The sequence below is a fragment of the Lyngbya sp. CCY1209 genome (assembly GCF_055795065.1).
This window is the reverse complement of sequence record NZ_JAYFER010000379.1, coordinates 1-17,264: the sequence shown is the minus strand read 5'-3', so window position 1 is coordinate 17,264 and position 17,264 is coordinate 1. Positions and strand designations below refer to the sequence as shown.

The following is a 17,264-nucleotide window of genomic DNA, read 5'->3' as shown; positions in this document are numbered from 1 at the left end:
TAATTTCGGGTCTGTTGAACGACGATCGTGCCCTCCAGAGTTGAGCTGAGACGGCTGAGAGTGGGGTGAATTTCTGCCAGATTTGGGGGCGATCGCGATGGCGGTTCGGAATTGACCCAATGTGAAGAGATCGAAACTGGGGTCTGACCTCCGTATCGATACGGCGATCATACCCCAATTGTCCAAGTTCGACAAGATTCGACCTCCCCCGAGTCGGGGGAGATGAATTTTAAACTCCGATCGCCTGGCGATCGCGGTCGGATTTGACCGCAGAAAATAGGCTCGTATCGCCATCGATGCGATCGCCACTTTCGGCTTCTTTCACTTCGACGGTAACATGGGCAGCTTCGGGGTCATTTAACGCTCGAATGCAGAGTTCGGAAATATCTTCCCGGCTGACTTTTCCCTTGATCGTATCCCCCTGATCCAGCATCAACGGTTCCCCCCCGGCTTCTTCCGTCAGCGCACAAGGCCGGATAATGGTGTAGGGAATACCGCTCGACCGCACCGCATCTTCCCCCCGCAATTTCCAGGTCAAAATCCCCCCCAGTTGGTCGTTCATCCGCACCGCCGGCGGTTCTTCCTCCAAGTTCAATCCCGGTTTCCCCGGCCGAGTGACTCCGGCGGAACTCACCATCACGAAGCGGGGTTTGACCGCACTGCCATAAGCTTTGATGGACTCGATTTGAAGCTGAAAATTTCCGGCTTCAAATTTCGGGTTCAATTCCCCGTCGTATTCAAACTTACTCAGCATCACCTGGAAGGCGTAAACCTGACGCGCATCGAAGGGGGGATTGTCTTTGAGGGTTTGGGCACGAAACACGGGAATGAGGCGATCGAAGGGAATCCGGACGGTGATGGGAATATTGTAAATCGTATCGAAGGAATAGCAGTAGGCGATGCTGTCCCACTTTTCATCGTTGCGGACGATCAATTTATATCGCTTTCCGTCCCCTTTGACGCGCAATTCGATGCCTTCAAATTCCGACAAGTCCAGGGCCGGTTCAAAATTGCGAGTCCGCACGGAGACGAACCCCCCGGAATTCGCCGTCGAAACCGTCCCAGCAAATAGGGCCGCATCGCCGATCAAACGGAGCGAACTTTCGCTCGTCCCCCCCATCACCACGTCGTCCAAAGCCCCCCAAGTTTCTTTCAATTCTGTCGAAGGTTTGGTGAAATCGAACAAGACTTTTTGACCGGAATTTCGCAAATAATTGGGGGCGGCGTCGAGGAGGTTTTTGATGCCGTTATATTCCACATATTCCGGGGTATCGACGACTTCCGGCAGGTAAAATTTGATGCCCTGGTAATATTTTTCTCGGGTGGGGGTGTCGCCCTCGACGGGTTGCACCCGCGTCCCCGTACAGCAGATGACCGCCGCGACATCTTGCATCACCTGTGGCGTGAGGGTTTCCGGGATGGTGATGTCGGCTTCGACGACATCGACGGTTTGACCGAGGATTTGTCGGGCCCGTCTGGCATCTCGGACCAGTGCCCGCACCTTGACACCCTTCTGTTGCAGGCGTCGGACGACCCGTTTGCCGACGCCTCCCGTCGCCCCCGCCACGAGGACGACTTCGGCGGGTTGGCCCGGTTTGGGCGCGTCCCCGCCGAATAATTTCTGTATCCAGCGAAAACTGCCGACGAAGGGGATGACGCCGAAATAGCCGAGGGTTTTGAGGAACCGACCGCCGTCCCAAGTTGCTTTTTGATTGTCTGTAGCCATAGGTGTGTGGTGTCTCGCGTCTTTCTGTCTACTATATTAAGAGATGTTACAAAATCTGGGCGGGGCGGGGATCTCTCTCCGACGGGATATTTCGGGCGGCCCCCGCATCGGGGGAGTATTTGTGCTAAGGTATGCCAGTGAAGGATTCGAGCGATATCGATGGATACAATTGATTGGGAAAGTGCGATCGCCCTCGGACTCGCCGGAATTATTTTTTTGGGGGCGATGCTGATGATGTTCACCAACTTTTGGACGACCGCACTCCGCAAAAAAGATGATTAAATTTCGATTAAATTGTTCGCGGAGAGCCGCTTTATTTCGGAAGTCTTAAATTTTCACAAATGCGATCGCAATTTGAAAAGTCTGCGATTACAATTGGGGCAGTTGCAGCAATTTTAAATTTCGATGATTTTGGACTTCAATGCTCTAGCCGAATTTTCCCGGCAAAACTGCGGGACGATCTGCGCCTTCTTGGTGCCGATGAACCTGATCGCCACCCTGCAGACGATTCTATTTACCGCCCTGGGGCGGCCCGGGAGACAAACCTTCGTGATGGCGGGGTTCGCCAGTCTGTACGCGGGGATCATGGTCGCCCACGTCTGGACCTGGTTCGCCATCGGCGTGGTGATGGCCCCCACGTTTATCTTACTCTGTTTGGGGAGTACCTGCCTGGCGGTCAACCTGTGGGCGATCGCCAAACCCGCCCCGATGATTCGCCTGCTCGAAATGGGTCTTTCGGTCGGGCACAACAGGATTCTGAGGTGGCGAAATGCGACCGATTAGATAGATCAGGCTGGTGATCGCCTGGAAGCGGTGCTTTCAAGGCATCTCCAAAGCGGATATAATGGGGGCAGGAACAAAAACCTGCACAAATGGGAGTCAAAAACAGTCCATGCTGAACAAAAATCACCGTAAAGGCGCCAGCAAATTATCCGAAACCCACCGGGCCAACATCCAAAAGCGCCTGGAACACCGGCTCGAAGTCGCCAAAGCCAAGGGAGACGAACATTTAGTCCGGATGTTAGAAGCAGAAATGGAGCAGCTTTAGGCTGTTGCCCGTTCTGGCCGGTTGCCCGAACCGGCATTTTCTTTCAGTTTGCTTCCCACCCCCCGGGACCGACATCAAAAAAAGCCCGATGCAAGGAATCATCGGGCTTTTCGGCAAACAGTACCCACCTGCGATCAAGGCAGATCCGAGGGCGACGTCACTCGTCGGTGGTCCCGCCCATCATGGTTTTCAGGAGATTCAACCCCCGCTTGACGCGACGGGATACCGTCACCGCGCTGATTCCCATCCGCTCGGCGGTTTCCTTTTGGGTCAGGTCGTAGAGAAACACGAATTCCAAAACCTTGCGAGTTCCGTCTTCGAGGTGGGCGAGGGCCTGTTGGAGGCGAATTTGATCTTCTTGGGCCAGTTGGAAGCTGCGGTAGCGGGTGTCCGGAACCAGGTCGCCCAGACTCGTCGCCCCTTCCTCTTCGTCTTGAACCGGCGCGTCCAAACTCAGCGGCGATCGGTTGCGGGAGGCCAGTTTCACCTCGTTCCACTCCTCGACGGAAATCTCCAGTGCCGCGGCGATTTCGGCGTCGGTCGGCTTCCGCCCCAGCTCCATTTGCAGCACCTGGGTGCATTTGGCGGCTTTCCGATGCAGGGTCAACCACTGGCGGGGAACCCGGACGGACGGACTTTTGTCCCGCAGGTAGTGCTGGATCTCGCCCCGGATGTAGGGGATGGCGAAGGAGCTGAAAGCGTGGCCCTTGGACAAATCGAACCGCTCGATCGCCCGAATCAAGCCGATGCAGCCCACTTGCAACAGGTCGTCGTAACTTTCGGCACACTGGTTGATCCAGTGGTGAACTTCCTTGCGGACTAACCCGATGTTGAGCTGGACGAGCCGGTTGCGAAGGTCGTTGGATGGGGAGTGCTGATACTCGCGCAGCAACTCCAAACTGTCAGATTTGAGCTGGTTGGTGACTGTCGTCTGCATGGCGTCCTGGTGTAGGTAGAGCGGGGGTACTGGCTTGTATAAATTGTAACCCGAGTCACAAAGGGCTGACAAACACGACCCGGTTTCCCTGTCCCGACACTTTCCAGCTTTCAATCTCTCGGGGAAGTCGTCCGCGCTTTTGGAACCGGACGGGTCAAACGGCGCGGCCCGGGCTGCTCGGACGGCGAGCTGGGTCTGTGGAAACCGGCTCAATTATTATGATCCCGACTAACCATTATATACCAAAAAGGCGATCGCCGGCAAGATGACTCCCGCCCCCCAGGCAACGGTTTGTCAAAAAGTTGACAAAAGCTCAAAAAAGAGGGACGCATCGTCCCTCTGAAAACGGCTCTTCAACTCGAGGGAATCAGTTCGCTTCGCAAACCGCCCAATCAGGCTTTGGGCTGAATCCGGGCATAAAACGTGCCCCGAATTTTGAGCTCAACCGCTTCCTGAGCGCCCAGGTCGGTATCGGAAGGTTGTTCGCTCTCAAAAATGCCGGCAATTTCGCCGCTCTCGCCGTCAACTTTGGCGACTTGTAAAGAAATGTGACCGGCCTTGAACTGGGTGTCGGCGAGTTTGACATTCGCTTTAATATAGTCTTCTTCGTCGGCGGTCGCCGGCAGGGCGACGGCATTATCGTAGCCGGAGGCCAAACCGCGTCCCTTCGGGTCGAGGAAGGTGGAACCCCGATAGGAGGGAACGTCAAAATCCCCTTCCAAATCTGTAGACGTATTAATGCTATTTAACCCAGATTGGCTGCTGGCGACGAGTCCTTTGATGGTGAACAAGAACGGCACCTGCTCGCCACCGGGCAGTTGCACCGTAATCGGCTGAAAGTCAATACCGTACTCTTCGGTAAACTTGAGGCTGCCATCCTCCTCAAAATTGAGAGTTCCCCCCACCTGGTCGAGACTGTAAGTGAAGCGGGTCAGCAATTTGCCCGGGACAAATTCCGCCTCTTGGCGTTTGTTGCTGGGTTCTTCTTTCACGAAGTAGGTGGTCGGTTCCAAACACAAACCGGAAATTTCATAGGTGGTGTCCGAGTCGAGGGGGATCGAACCCCGAGCCGTTTCGGGAAGGCTGGGACACTTCACAGCCAAACCGGTGTTCCGAATATCATCATAAGTCAACAATGCCGGATCTTTTGCTTCGGGACTCTCCGAGCAAGCTGTCAGCACACTCAGGCACAAAGCCAAAAGTGTTGCCACTAAAGCGCGATATCTCATTTTCAACCTCAATATCCAAAATCGATATGTGATGCAATTTTCGAGTTTCCAGAAATCGGCAACGACTTCTGAAGCCACGGTTTGAACACGTTATGTAACATCGGGCCGACTGAACTGGCGGGATGGTCGTCCCCCGTCGTCAGCGACCCTTCTTTCCCCAGAGGAAACGCGCCGACATCGCCCCGACGGCGACTCTTTTTTCCGAGGAGACCCCCTGACCAGATGTCGGTCGATACGTTCTGACGCTCCCCGCCCCAAAAGGACGAGACTTGAGACCCAATTTCTGAGTCCCATGGAAAATTGTTCGGCGATGGGGACAGGTTAACGCTCCTCGCCCGAATAGGGATGAGGATTCTGGCTTCGCGGGGCACCGGAATTTTACAACGTCCGGGTTGTAGCCGGGCCCGACCCAAGCTTTCACGGTCTGCCCGACCGCGAGTGTAAGCTGTCCAATACAGCATTTTACACGGCTCGGGACCTTTTTGTTACGGGAAGTACAAATTTTTCGGCGTCGAGTTGACGGACGCGAGTCAATTTCCCGATCGCGCTTTCATAGCGGGGGAGTTGGAGCTATGATCGAAGCCGAATCCACCGCGATTCGTATCCTTGAAATAAGTGACCGATGATGATGGAGCGCGAGACCGATTTTGACAAGGCATTGCAAATGCTGACTCAGACCGTTGAGGAGCTGGCGGAGGAAGCGCGGGGAGACGGGCGAGCCCTGCTGGCCTTGCTGCGGACTTTGGAGCGGTTGCACCAGGAAATCCGGGACGATTTGTTTCAGAAGACGTTGCCGAAAAACAGACAGGAACTGTATCATTTGCTGCGGGAGATCGAATCCGAAGGCGGGTGGCCCTACATTCCGCGCAACTCCCTGCGATCGCTCTTGAAGCGGTTTCCCCTGGAGGAGACCGCCCCATCCGAGCCGAAAAAAACCTGACCGGTATCGGGGTCGAACCCTGCCTGGGGATTCGGGGACCCCGCCCGGTTAATTTTTGAGAGCAACGCGACCGAACCCCCCGACACAGCGACACCGTGAACCTCGAAACTCTCTTACAACCCTTCCAGCGCTTCGGCGTCCACCTCGGTTTGGAGCGGATTCAAACCCTCCTGCACCGCTTGGGCGACCCCCAGCGGCGAGTCCCGACCCTGCACGTCGCCGGGACGAACGGGAAAGGCTCCGTCTGCGCGTACCTCTCCTCCATCTTGGCGGAGGCCGGATATCAGGTCGGGCGCTACATCTCCCCCCATCTGGTCGATTGGACCGAACGCATCAATATCAATGGCGTCCCCATTTCCGAAGCCGACTTCCGGGACCTCCTCCGAGAGGTCGCCGCGGCCATCCCCGAAGACGAACCCTCCCCCACCCAATTTGAAGTCATCACGGCGGCGGCCTGGCTGTATTTTGCCGGACAGGACGTGGACGTGGCGGTGGTGGAAGTGGGGCTGGGGGGGCGTCTCGATGCCACCAACGTCATCGCGCGCCCCATCGCCTGCGTCATCACCAGCCTGAGCCTGGAACACCGGCAGCGCCTCGGCCCCACCCTCGCCCACATCGCCCGGGAAAAGGCGGGAATCCTCAAACCCGGCCGGCCGGCCATCGTCGGTCCCCTGCCCCCGGAAGCCCGGAAAGTGGTCGCCGACCGCATGGACGAACTCGGCTGTCCGGCTATGTGGGTGGAGCCGGCCCGACTCGTGACATCCCACCCCTTCGAGCCGGTCGCTTCCTACAACGGTCTGGAGTACCGGCTCCCCCTGCCCGGGCGGGTGCAACTGGTCAACTCGGCGATCGCGATCGCGGCCATCGACGTCCTGCGGGAACAGGGGTGGGCGGTTCCGGACCGGGCGGTTACAGACGGAATCGCCAAAACCCGGTGGCCCGGGCGCCTGCAGTGGGTCGCCCGGGGCGACCGCCAATTTCTGATCGACGGAGCCCACAACCGGGCGGCCGCGGCTGAGTTGCGACGGTACGCGGACGACCTGCAAGCATTCGGGGTGATTGTCCCTCCCATTCATTGGGTGATGGGGATGCTCTCCACCAAAGACCACGCCGACATTTTTCGCGCCCTGCTGCGCCCCGGCGACCGCTTGGATTTGGTTCCCGTCCCCGACCACAGTTCCGCCGCTCCCGAAGACCTCGCCGCCCTCGCCCGGACTGTGTGTCCGGATTTGGGGTCCTGCCGCACCCACGCCGATGCGATCGCCGGTTTGGAGAGCGTTTTGACCACCTCTGAGAAACCGGTGATTTTGTGCGGGTCCCTGTACCTGGCGGGGGCGATTTTGAAAGAATACAAACGGCGGGCGGACGCGGAAATCTGACTTGGGGAGGATGAGTTGTCCCCCCAAAATTTGGTAAGATTTGAATGGTCAATTGTGCATTCTCAACCCGCACGGTCAGAATCCGCGATCGCCCACCATTATATAGTCCTGCCCCATCCATGTTGAGTATTTTATTGCTCGAAGACGATCCGGTCGATGTGGAACTGATCCGCACGATCCTGACCAATGCGGGGATTGAATGTCGCTGGATGCGCGTCGAAAACCAGGATGAATTTGTCCGGTCGCTGAACACCGAAAAATACGACCTGATCCTGGCCGACTACGCCCTTCCCGCCTTCGACGGCATCAGCGCGCTGCAAATTGCCCGGGAACTCGACCCGGAGATGCCCTTCATTTTGGTTTCCGGACAGTTGGGGGAAGAACAGGCGATCGACGCCCTGAAACTGGGGGCGACGGATTACGTCTTGAAACGGCGGCTGTCGCGGCTGCCCCTGGCCGTGGGGCGGGCAATGCGGGAAAGCCGGGAACGGGCGAACCGCCGGCGGGCCGAGGAGGCCCTGCGCCAAAGCGAGGAAAAATACCGCCAGATCGTCGAGACGGCCCGGGAGGGAATTTGGATGATCGCCCGCGACGGCCGGACGATCTACGCCAACGCCCAGATGGCCGCCATGCTGGGCTATAGGGCCGAGGACATTTCGGAGCGCTCCCCCACCGAGTGCGTCGCCCTCGCCGACATCCCCGAAGCCGAACATTTGTGCGAGAATTCCCGCCGGGGCGACCCGGGCCAGCACGAGCTGTGTCTGCCCCGGCGGGACGGGGGCAGCCTGTGGACCTTGATTTCCACCAATCCCATCCGGGACGAAGCGGGGGAGTGCATCGCCACCCTGGCGATGGTGACGGATATCAGCGATCGCAAGCAGGCGGAGCAGAAGTTGGCGCAACTGCTCATCCACGCCCAGCAGCAGACCGTCATTTTGCAGCAGGCGAAGGAGACGGCCGACCGGGCGAACCGGGCGAAAAGTGAGTTTCTGGCCCGGATGAGCCACGAGTTGCGGACGCCGCTCAATTCGATCCTGGGCTTTACCCAACTGATGCTGCGGGACCCGAACCTTTCGGTCAAGCACCACCAATATTTAGAGACGGTGATCCGCTGCGGGCGCCACCTGCTGGCGCTGATCAACGACGTGTTGGATATGTCCAAAATCGAAGCCGGACAGATCAAACTCAAGGAAACGGAATTCGACGTCTTTCAACTGTTGGACAACCTCGAACACCTGCTGAAAATGCGGGCGGAATCCAAGGGGTTAAAACTCGAGTTCGAGCGAGATCCGGACATTCCCCAACCCGTCGTGGCGGACGCCGGCAAACTCCGCCAAGTGCTGTTAAATCTGTTGGACAACGGCATCAAATTTACCGAGGCCGGGACGGTGACGTTGCGGGTGACGCGCAGCGGACCCCAACAAGTTTTGACGCCGGACGATCACCTGTTGCACCTGCGGTTTGAAGTGGAGGATACCGGGCCGGGAATTTCCCGAGAAGAACGGGACCGACTCTTCGAGCCGTTCGCCCAAACCGAAGCGGGGTTGAAGGCCTTTGAAGGCACGGGTTTGGGTTTGGCGATCAGCTATCAGTTCGTGCGGGTGATGGGGGGGGAATTGGATGTCGCCAGTGAAGTGGGTCGGGGGGCGAAATTCTTTTTTGAAATTCCGGTCACCACCGCCGCGATCGCGGACCGTGCAAAAATCCCGTCCGACACCACCGCGAAACGGGTCCCCGACGGCCGCACCTATCGGATTTTGGTGGCCGAGGACGACCCCAGCCACAGCTTCGTTTTGGCGGAGTTTCTCACCCGCGCCGGTTTTGAAGTCCGGCGGGCTAGGGACGGCCGGGAGGCGGTCCGAATCTGGTCGGACTGGCACCCGCACCTGATCTGGATGGATATGCGGATGCCGGAGATGGATGGCTTTGAGGCCACCCGCCAGATCAAGAACTCCCCCGGCGGGGCGGAAACGGCGATCATCGCCCTGACGGCCAGCGTTTTCGACCGCGATCGCGAAGCGCTGCTCTCCGTCGGATGCGATGATTTTGTAGACAAGCCGTTTGAGTATGAGGAATTGTTGAAAAAAATGAGCCGACTGCTCGGACTCAAATTCGTCCGGTCGGACCGTTGAGAGCGGAGCGGCCCGGGCGCGGACGGGGAGTTTCGGGTCGCCGGACAGACGGGATCTCAAGCCAAATTGGCGGGGGCGATCGCTTCCCAACCCGTCATTTCCAGGAGTCGGGACAGGTCGAAGTGTTCCGCCATAATTTGGGCGATGCACTCCACCTTGCTGGCTTCGTGGAGGCGGACCCGGCCGAAGGCGCGGTCGATGATCTCCACCGTCGTCAGGGTGTCGAGGTCCGCGCACAGGATCGGAATTTCCAGCTCCTCGGCCCGGGCGATCACCATCGGGTCAGGGGGCAGTTGTCCCGTCAAGATCAGGCAGTGAGTCGATTGTTCCAGGGCGGCCATTTGGATGTCCCGGCGATCGCCCCCCGTCACCACCGCCATGTTGTGCGATTGGCTGAAATACTTCATCGCCGAACTCACGTTCATTGCGCCGACGCTGAGGCTCTCCACCATCAGGTCCAACCGCTCCCGGCCGCAGGCGACCTGGGCGTCGAGCTGCCGGGCCAGTTCGCCGACGGTGACGCTCCGCAGCAGGGCGTGTCTGGGGAGCAGGCCCAAAATCGGGATGCCGTGACTTTCCAAAAAGGGTTGGACCCGAGTTTGAAGGGTCTCGGAGTGCTCCGGCGTCAGGTCGTTGACGACGATGCCCAGCAGGCGGTCGCCCAACCGTTCCCGGGCCGAGAGCAACTCGTCCAAAAACCGCTGGGAGTCGAAGCGGACGACCAACATCACCGCGGCGTCCAACACCTCGGCGATCCGGATCGGCGACAGGTCGAACAGACTCCCCTCCTGCAGGGTTCCCGGACCTTCGAGCAACACGCAATCCCCCCCCGTCCGTTCCCGATAACCGGCCAGCTCCCGGCGGTAGCCCGCGCTGTCCGGATGGTGGAGATGCTGGTCAATGGTGGCGTCGTCGAGCATCACGACGGGCGGTCGCAGGTGGGATTCGGAAAGTCCCAGGGTTTGGGCGATAAATTGAAAGTCGGCATCTCCCCCCCCGTCCGGAGCGCCATCCATGTCCGTCCCGAGGGGTTTGCCGTAAGCCACGTCAAACCCCCGATTTTTCAACTGATAAGCCAAACCGAGGGCGACCGCAGACTTGCCGCTGTAAGGTTCGATCGATCCGATTAAAAGATACTTGGCAGATTTAGCCACGCAATTGACTCCTCCACTTGCATTCAACGCCATTTCCTAGAATCTGATGTTTCCGGACATCACTTCACGGGGGGCGGGTTCGGTGTCGCTGACCTGTCATCGTCATGCCGGGTAGCGGGGCGACCCCAATTCTCCCCTTCTCCGGACGCACTCGGGCGACGGGTGCCCCCATTATAAAGGTTTCCACGTTCATCGATCGCCCGCCCTCCGCCGGGGGTGAGAGGGGTCGGCGAGGCGATCGCATTTCCGGTCACGATTCCATGTGCAGCAACCGCTTGTAAAACTCCTGGGAAAAATCGATCGTGTGGTTGAGGCGGAAATTGTGGACGATATCGATCAGGTACTTGATGAATTCATAATTCGCCATGATCACTTCGTAGCTCAGATCGGCGTTTCCGTCGAACATCACCCGACATCGGGTCAGGTCCGCCGGCAGCGTCGAAACGCTCCAGGTGGCCACGAAGGGGATGTCCTCCCCGCCGTCAATTTTTCGCGCCCCCTCCAGGCTTTTTTCTCGGTAGAGACTGATCGACAACGGCAAATACCGCCGCTTTTTGTCATCGTAGTAGGGCAGATAAACCCCGACTTCCCGCTTCTCCGCCGGTTTGAGTTCTTTGAGGACTGCGGCCGAATCGGTCATGGTCAAACTCCTGCGAACGCCCATCTCTTCCATCTTAGGCGACGGGTGAGTCCCTTGGCGGACCCGAGCCTTCCTCGGATGCGCCGATACCCGAAGATCAACCGGCGAATTTCCCGACAATGTTGGATACTATATAGCAGCATTGATTCTCATCGGGGGTCGGAATTACGGCTCGAAAACCGGCCGGCGCGATCGCCTGACGATGCCTTCGGGCGGGGGAACTCGACGACCTGTGAATCCCCGCTCCGGGTGGAGGACAATGTAGAGGAACGACCATTGAGTATTGAATTGAGATCATCTATGCCAGAGACATCTCGGCCGAACCATCAGCGTCAGAATCCGACCAGTCGAGGCACGACCGGGTTATATGAAATGCGCCAGAACCCCCGGGATTCGGGCCCGTCCCATAGCACCCGACGGACTCCCCGATTTCCCCTGCGGAATATCCGGCGCTTCCGAAACCTGCCAAATGGCGCGATCGCGGCCCCCCACCGGCCCCCGCAACCCGCCCCCCGCGACGCGGACGCCCTGTCGGTCCCCCCCCAGTGTTATCAACACCGGCGGCGCAAGGCGGCCGCGGCCCTCACCGTCATCTGGGGCGGGACTCTCACCCTGCACTTGATTTCCTGGGGGGCTTGGCTGCTCTGGGGTCTGGGCGGTGTCTTGACCCTGCACGCCCTGCGGGTTTTGTTCGCCGACCCCCGCCGGGGGGAAATCGAGCCGGAGCCGGCCGGAGACGACTGGCCCTTTGTCTCCCTCCTCGTCGCCGCCAAGAATGAGGAGGCCGTGATCGGCAACTTGGTCAAAAACCTCTGCAATCTCGACTACCCGGCCCACTGCTACGAATTGTGGGTCATCGACGACAACAGCAGCGATCGCACCCCTTCGGTCCTCGACGAGTTGGCCGGACGCTACCGGCAGCTCAACGTCCTCCGCCGCGACGAAACCGCCACCGGCGGCAAGTCGGGCGCCCTCAACCAAGTCCTGCCCCTGACCCGCGGCGAAATCGTCGGCGTCTTCGATGCGGACGCCCAGGTGGCCCCCGACCTGCTGCGGCACGTCGTCCCCGAATTTCGGGCCGCACGGGTGGGAGCCGTACAACTGCAAAAGGCGATCGCCAACGCATCCTTCAACTTCTGGACCCGCTCCCAGGCCGCCGAGATGGCTCTGGATGCCTTTTTCCAAAAACAGCGCGTCGCCGTCGGCGGCATCGGGGAACTGCGGGGCAACGGCGAATTTGTCCGCCGCCGCGCCCTGGAAACCTGCGGCGGCTGGTGCGAAGAAACCATCACCGACGACCTCGACCTCACCCTCCGCCTGCACCTAGACCGCTGGGACATCGCCTTCCTGGATCGAGCCGTCGTCTTTGAAGAAGGCGTGACCGGCCCGAGGGCCCTCTGGCACCAGCGCAACCGCTGGGCCGAAGGCGGCTACCAGCGCTATCTCGACTACGGGAAATTCCTCCTCGGCGATCGCCTCAACTTCGGCAAAAAGGTCGATCTGTTCGGCTTTTTGGTCACCCAATACCTGCTGCCGATGGCCGCCGTCCCCGACCTGCTCCTGTCCGCCATCCTCCGCCGTCCGCCCGTCACCACCCCCATCACCCTGCTGGCCGTCACCCTCTCCCTGTTCGGGATGTTCGTCGGCCTGCGCCGCAGCCTGGGGACGGTGAAACCGCTGCCGGACGCCCCCGCTGAAGGCGCGACGGAAACCTCGGAAACCGGCGATCGCACCCCCAACTTCCCCCGGGTGTCCTACGTCACTACATTGTTTCAGACCCTCCGTGGTACGGTGTATATGTTTCATTGGCTGATCGTCGTCGCCAGCACGACCGTCCGCATCTCGGTGCGTCCGAAACGTCTCAAATGGGTGAAGACGGTCCATCAAGGAACCCCTGATCGCCCTTGAGGGTGTTTGACAGAAACCCAAAATCTAGCTAAACATTCTCAATATTGGTCTGTTCACGGAATTTTCGGGGGTTGAGGCGTTTTGTTGCATCGAGCCGGACAATGGGTCCATCCCATCTTTCTGGAAGTTGTCATCTTGGCTTAGTCGTTCAAACGGCTCTGACGTCAAAGACTCGATGCCGTTATCGGAGCGAGTGTATCGCTGCGAAAAATGCGGGTTTGACTGCGATCGAGACTTGAATGCGGCTAAAAATTTGGCAATGGTTCCCGAGCGGAGTCGAGGGATGGCGGGCAGTTCGCCCGTGTCAGCCGGTGGACCGGAGAGTGCCGACACTTCCTTCGGCGAAGCTCCGAAGAAAACATCGAGCCCATCCAACGCCAGCCGAGATTTGGACAACCCATGGATAGGTTTGAGTCGGTTTTTTAGAACGGAGTCCCATGGATTTGCTAGAGTACCAAGCAAAAACCCTATTTCGCCAGATGGCAATCCCGGTGTTGCCCTCCCAGCGAATCGATCGCGCCCACGATCTCAAAGGGTTGAATATTCCCTATCCGGTGGTTCTCAAATCCCAAGTCCGCTCGGGGGGGCGGGGAAAGGCGGGGGGGATCAAGTTCGTCGAAAATACCATCGACGCGGTGGCCGCCGCCCAGACGATTTTTAACCTCCCCATCCGGGACGAATATCCCCAGGTCCTCCTGGCGGAAGCCAAATACGACGCGGACCAGGAACTCTATCTGGCGGTGATCCTTGACCCGGTGATCCGCCGCCCCCTGCTCCTCGGCTCCCTGCAAGGGGGGGTGAACGTGGAGGCGACCCTGTCCCACATCAAACAGGTGGTGGTCGATCAGGAATTTTCCCCCTTTTACGCTCGCCGCCTGATGGTGAAAATGGGGTTGCAAGACCACCATCACCTCGCCGTTAGCAATATCGTGGAGAAAATGTACCGCCTGTTCGTGGACAAAGACCTGGATTTGGTGGAAATTAACCCCCTCGGCATCAGTCCCACCGGGGAGGTGATGGCCCTGGACGGGAAGGTGGTCGCCAACAATGGGGCACTCGGGCGCCACGCGGATTTGGTGATGTTGGTCCGCAACCAACCGGAACCGTCCCGGGAAGACCATTTGGAAACTGTCCGGGAGGCGGTTTTGCCCCCCGACCGCCCCGATTTGGTGGAACTCGACGGCAATATCGCCATCCTGTGCAACGGCGCGGCCCTGACGATGACGACCCTCGACCAGGTGATCGCAGCCCAGGGCAAACCGGCGAATTTCTTGAATTTGGGCGGTGAAGATGATTTCGAGGCCTCGGAGAGTCTCCGCGACCGCCTCTGCCGGGGGTTGGAATTGGTGATGCGATCGAACCGGGTGAAAGTGGTTTTGGTCAACTGGCTCGGCCACCAGACCGCCGCCGATCCCCTGGCCGAGGCGATCGCGGCCCATTTGAAAGGGCGCGGACAAAATCGCCCCCTTCCCCAAATCGTCCTCCGCCTGAACGTGACTGACCTCAAGACGACCCAAGGGCTTTTTGAAGACCTGCCGGTGACGCTCGTCGAAACCTTGGATGATGCCGTCACCGAAGCGGTGGCTTCGGCCCGATAGTTCACGATTCCCAGAACTGACATGAATTTAACGCCAGATAGCAAAGTCATTATTCAGGGTTTGAGAGCCTCCGACTCGTCGCTCCGCGCGGCCCTGAAGATGAAAGCCTACGGGACTAACGTCGTTGCCTACGTCAGCGCCGGCCGGGGGGGTGCGAAGGGGGACGACATCCCCGTATTTGACCTGGTGGAACAGGCCCAGGCGGCTGTGGGCCCCCTGGATACGACGGTGATCTTCGTCCACCCCTACGAAGTCCTCGACGCGGCCCTGGAGGCGATCGACGCCGGCATCCGCCAACTCGTGATCGTTACCGAGGGAATGCCACCGCTGGACATGGTGCGCCTGGTTCGGAAGGCCGAAGCCACGGAAACCCTCGTCGTCGGCCCCAACTGTCCCGGGATCATCGTCCCCGACACTTTACTGTTGGGAACCCACCCCGGCGAATTGTACACCCCCGGTCCCATCGGCCTGATCAGCCGCAGCAGCACCCTCACCTACGAAGTCGCTCAAATCCTGACCCGCGCCAAATTTGGCCAGTCCCTCGGTGTCAGCATCGGCAGTGACCTGATTGTGGGGTCGTCCTTCATCCAGTGGCTGCAAATTTTGGACGAGGACGACAATACCGATGCGATCGTTTTGGTGGGAGAAGTGGGCGGCGCGAGCGAAGAAGAGGCCGCATCCTACATCGCCGAAACCATCGATAAACCCGTCGTCGCCTACATCGCCGGACTCCACGCCCCCCAAGTCCAACTCATCGGCCACGCCAGCACGATCATCACCTCCAAATTTACGGAAGCCGCCCACCCCGGCACGGCCCAGAGCAAAATTGCGGCGTTCAAAAAAGCAAAAATTCCCGTCGCCACACGCCCCTCCCAAATTCCCGATCTGCTGAAAAAGTCCCTTAAAAAAAAGCGATAGTCGAGTGTTGTGGTGAATCAAAAAATAATTTTAATTTGGTATCGAAACGACCTCCGCCTGCACGATCATGAACCGATGCACGTCGCCCTGAAAGCGGATGCCAAAATTATACCCGTTTACTGTTTCGACCCGCGAAAATTCGGAAAAACTGCCTTCGGATTTCCGAAAACCGGCTCATTTCGAGCGCAGTTTATAATTGAAAGTGTTACAAATTTGCGCCATAATTTACAACAATTGGGATGCGATTTGGTGGTGCGAGTCGGACATCCCGAAATGGCAATTGCCGCGATCGCAAAAAAATTAAACGTCGATAAAATTTACTATCACAAAGAAGTCACATCAGAAGAAATTACCGTCGAAAATAATCTCAAAAACAGCACCGATATCCCGACCCAATCCTTTTGGGGCGCGACCCTCTATCATCTCGAAGACCTGCCCTTTCCCATACAAAATATCCCCGAAGTTTTTACCCAATTCCGAAAACAAGTCGAAAAAAAATCGACCGTTTATCCAGCTTTTCCAACCCCCAAAAATTTGCCCCCCTTACCCGACATCGAACCCGGTTCCATTCCCACCTTAGAAGAACTCGGACTCGAACCTCCAGTTTTTGACAGCCGCGCCGTTTTAAACTTTCAAGGCGGCGAAACGGCGGGTTTGAATCGATTAAACAACTATATTTGGGAGCGGGATTGTCTGAAAAACTACAAGCAAACCCGAAACGGAATGTTGGGTCCCGACTATTCCTCCAAATTTTCCCCCTGGTTGGCTTCCGGTTGCCTTTCTCCCCGCTTCATCGCTCAACAAGTCCGGGAATACGAAGAAAATCGGGTCAAAAACGATTCGACTTATTGGTTAATATTTGAATTGTTGTGGCGGGACTATTTTCGCTTTATCTGCCTCAAACACGGCGACAAAATCTTCCGAAAATCCGGATTGCAGGGGGTGGAGATCCCCTGGCGGGAGGACTGGGAACAGTGCGATCGCTGGCGGCTTGGGACCACCGGATTTCCCCTCGTCGATGCCAACATGAGAGAACTGGCGGCGACGGGGTTCATGTCCAACCGGGGGCGGCAAAATGTGGCGAGTTTTTTAACAAAAAATTTGGGAATCGACTGGCAAATCGGCGCCGAATGGTTCGAGTCCCTGCTGATCGATTACGATGTCTGCAGCAATTGGGGAAATTGGAACTATACGGCCGGGGTGGGCAACGACGCCCGGGGTTTCCGCTATTTCAACATCCCCAAACAGTCGAAAGATTACGATCCCAAAGGGGAATATGTCAGACATTGGTTGCCAGAATTATCTGCCATTCCCGCATCGAAGATTCACGCCCCCTGGACGTTATCAAATGCAGAACAACGGCAATTTGGAGTACATTTGGGGGTGGACTATCCCCATCCGATGGTGGATTTGCAACAGTCCGTCCGAGACAACCGGCGGGTTTACGAACGGGCGTTGAGTCAGAATAGATAGGGAAGTCATCATGAAACATATCTAGCCCCCAAACCCCCAATTATGGGGGCTTTGACCGGATCGAATTTTCACGAATCCTTTCACACTGCTATAGATAGGGAAGTCGTGCGATTCGTTCGGGAGTGAAATAGGGCTGAAATGCCTGAAATAGCCTCCCGGTAAGGCTTTCACCCCCTCGGGTG

Annotated in this window: 15 protein-coding genes and 1 pseudogene; 11 read left to right on the top strand and 5 right to left on the bottom strand. The window is 58.0% G+C overall.

Going from position 1 to position 17,264, the window contains the following annotated elements; all coding sequences use genetic code 11:
• Positions 1–229: 229 nt before the first annotated feature.
• On the bottom strand, positions 230–1,726 hold the full coding sequence (locus AC0QHF_RS10895) for a CIA30 family protein (protein WP_324704233.1): 1,497 nt from the start codon (positions 1,724–1,726) through the stop codon (positions 230–232).
• 159 nt (positions 1,727–1,885) lie between these two features.
• On the opposite strand from AC0QHF_RS10895, the gene AC0QHF_RS10890 reads away from it, so the two are divergent.
• The 3 genes from AC0QHF_RS10890 (at position 1,886) to pirA (ending at position 2,774) form a co-directional block, all read left to right on the top strand.
• Positions 1,886–2,008, top strand: a complete 123-nt coding sequence (locus AC0QHF_RS10890) for a hypothetical protein (RefSeq protein WP_324704232.1) — start codon at positions 1,886–1,888, stop codon at positions 2,006–2,008.
• A 123-nt stretch (positions 2,009–2,131) separates the two neighbouring features.
• A complete protein-coding gene (locus AC0QHF_RS10885; RefSeq protein ID WP_324704231.1) occupies positions 2,132–2,509 on the top strand; it encodes a hypothetical protein in 378 nt (125 codons plus the stop codon).
• Between the two features lie 109 nt (positions 2,510–2,618).
• Positions 2,619–2,774 carry an arginine synthesis PII-interacting regulator PirA gene (gene pirA, locus AC0QHF_RS10880; RefSeq protein WP_324704267.1) on the top strand — a complete coding sequence of 52 codons (156 nt, stop codon included), beginning with the start codon at positions 2,619–2,621 and terminating at the stop codon, positions 2,772–2,774.
• 157 nt (positions 2,775–2,931) lie between these two features.
• Here the strand turns inward: pirA and AC0QHF_RS10875 are convergent, their stop codons facing one another.
• Positions 2,932–3,711, bottom strand: a complete 780-nt coding sequence (locus AC0QHF_RS10875) for an RNA polymerase sigma factor SigF (protein ID WP_324704230.1) — start codon at positions 3,709–3,711, stop codon at positions 2,932–2,934.
• Positions 3,712–4,103: 392 nt separating this feature from the next.
• The gene (psbO, locus tag AC0QHF_RS10870) at positions 4,104–4,940 is read right to left on the bottom strand and encodes a photosystem II manganese-stabilizing polypeptide (protein ID WP_324704229.1); all 837 of its coding nucleotides are present in this window, start codon (positions 4,938–4,940) and stop codon (positions 4,104–4,106) included.
• Between the two features lie 664 nt (positions 4,941–5,604).
• Between psbO and AC0QHF_RS10865 the strand changes: the two genes are divergently transcribed.
• From AC0QHF_RS10865 to AC0QHF_RS10855, 3 genes are all read left to right on the top strand, one after another.
• Positions 5,605–5,880, top strand: coding sequence for a hypothetical protein (locus AC0QHF_RS10865; protein ID WP_324704228.1), 276 nt, complete (start codon positions 5,605–5,607; stop codon positions 5,878–5,880).
• Between the two features lie 95 nt (positions 5,881–5,975).
• Positions 5,976–7,259 carry a bifunctional folylpolyglutamate synthase/dihydrofolate synthase gene (locus tag AC0QHF_RS10860; protein ID WP_324704227.1) on the top strand — a complete coding sequence of 428 codons (1,284 nt, stop codon included), beginning with the start codon at positions 5,976–5,978 and terminating at the stop codon, positions 7,257–7,259.
• Between the two features lie 119 nt (positions 7,260–7,378).
• Positions 7,379–9,391, top strand: coding sequence for a hybrid sensor histidine kinase/response regulator (locus tag AC0QHF_RS10855; RefSeq protein WP_324704226.1), 2,013 nt, complete (start codon positions 7,379–7,381; stop codon positions 9,389–9,391).
• Between the two features lie 56 nt (positions 9,392–9,447).
• On the opposite strand, the gene AC0QHF_RS10850 is transcribed toward AC0QHF_RS10855, so the two are convergent.
• Both AC0QHF_RS10850 and ebsA read right to left on the bottom strand, forming a co-directional pair.
• Positions 9,448–10,545 carry a phosphotransacetylase family protein gene (locus AC0QHF_RS10850; protein WP_324704225.1) on the bottom strand — a complete coding sequence of 366 codons (1,098 nt, stop codon included), beginning with the start codon at positions 10,543–10,545 and terminating at the stop codon, positions 9,448–9,450.
• Positions 10,546–10,795: 250 nt separating this feature from the next.
• The gene (ebsA, locus tag AC0QHF_RS10845; protein ID WP_324704224.1) at positions 10,796–11,185 is read right to left on the bottom strand and encodes a type IV pilus biogenesis protein EbsA; all 390 of its coding nucleotides are present in this window, start codon (positions 11,183–11,185) and stop codon (positions 10,796–10,798) included.
• Between the two features lie 300 nt (positions 11,186–11,485).
• Between ebsA and AC0QHF_RS10840 the strand changes: the two genes are divergently transcribed.
• The 5 genes and pseudogenes from AC0QHF_RS10840 to AC0QHF_RS10820 all read left to right on the top strand — a co-directional run bounded on the left by AC0QHF_RS10840 (position 11,486) and on the right by AC0QHF_RS10820 (position 17,082).
• Complete coding sequence (locus tag AC0QHF_RS10840; protein WP_324704223.1) at positions 11,486–13,093, top strand: glycosyltransferase family 2 protein; 1,608 nt, start codon at positions 11,486–11,488, stop codon at positions 13,091–13,093.
• Between the two features lie 175 nt (positions 13,094–13,268).
• Positions 13,269–13,340 (top strand): annotated as a pseudogene (locus AC0QHF_RS10835) (zinc ribbon domain-containing protein); the annotation flags it as partial.
• A gap of 190 nt (positions 13,341–13,530) precedes the next feature.
• Positions 13,531–14,691 (top strand): succinate--CoA ligase subunit beta, encoded by a 1,161-nt coding sequence (locus AC0QHF_RS10830; protein WP_324704222.1) that lies wholly within the window; start codon positions 13,531–13,533, stop codon positions 14,689–14,691.
• A gap of 21 nt (positions 14,692–14,712) precedes the next feature.
• The gene (locus AC0QHF_RS10825; RefSeq protein WP_324704221.1) at positions 14,713–15,609 is read left to right on the top strand and encodes a succinate--CoA ligase subunit alpha; all 897 of its coding nucleotides are present in this window, start codon (positions 14,713–14,715) and stop codon (positions 15,607–15,609) included.
• Positions 15,610–15,621: 12 nt separating this feature from the next.
• A complete protein-coding gene (locus AC0QHF_RS10820; RefSeq protein ID WP_324704220.1) occupies positions 15,622–17,082 on the top strand; it encodes a DASH family cryptochrome in 1,461 nt (486 codons plus the stop codon).
• The last annotated feature ends 182 nt before the right edge of the window (positions 17,083–17,264 follow it).

Coding starts and splice junctions, on each gene's coding strand:
- AC0QHF_RS10825 (WP_324704221.1), top strand. CDS start 14,713: ATGAATTTAACGCCAGATAGCAAAGTCATTATTCAGGGTTTGAGAGCC.
- AC0QHF_RS10890 (WP_324704232.1), top strand. CDS start 1,886: ATGGATACAATTGATTGGGAAAGTGCGATCGCCCTCGGACTCGCCGGA.
- AC0QHF_RS10840 (WP_324704223.1), top strand. CDS start 11,486: ATGCCAGAGACATCTCGGCCGAACCATCAGCGTCAGAATCCGACCAGT.
- AC0QHF_RS10865 (WP_324704228.1), top strand. CDS start 5,605: ATGCTGACTCAGACCGTTGAGGAGCTGGCGGAGGAAGCGCGGGGAGAC.
- pirA (WP_324704267.1), top strand. CDS start 2,619: ATGCTGAACAAAAATCACCGTAAAGGCGCCAGCAAATTATCCGAAACC.
- AC0QHF_RS10885 (WP_324704231.1), top strand. CDS start 2,132: ATGATTTTGGACTTCAATGCTCTAGCCGAATTTTCCCGGCAAAACTGC.
- AC0QHF_RS10895 (WP_324704233.1), bottom strand. CDS start 1,726: ATGGCTACAGACAATCAAAAAGCAACTTGGGACGGCGGTCGGTTCCTC.
- AC0QHF_RS10855 (WP_324704226.1), top strand. CDS start 7,379: ATGTTGAGTATTTTATTGCTCGAAGACGATCCGGTCGATGTGGAACTG.
- ebsA (WP_324704224.1), bottom strand. CDS start 11,185: ATGACCGATTCGGCCGCAGTCCTCAAAGAACTCAAACCGGCGGAGAAG.
- AC0QHF_RS10830 (WP_324704222.1), top strand. CDS start 13,531: ATGGATTTGCTAGAGTACCAAGCAAAAACCCTATTTCGCCAGATGGCA.
- AC0QHF_RS10875 (WP_324704230.1), bottom strand. CDS start 3,711: ATGCAGACGACAGTCACCAACCAGCTCAAATCTGACAGTTTGGAGTTG.
- psbO (WP_324704229.1), bottom strand. CDS start 4,940: ATGAGATATCGCGCTTTAGTGGCAACACTTTTGGCTTTGTGCCTGAGT.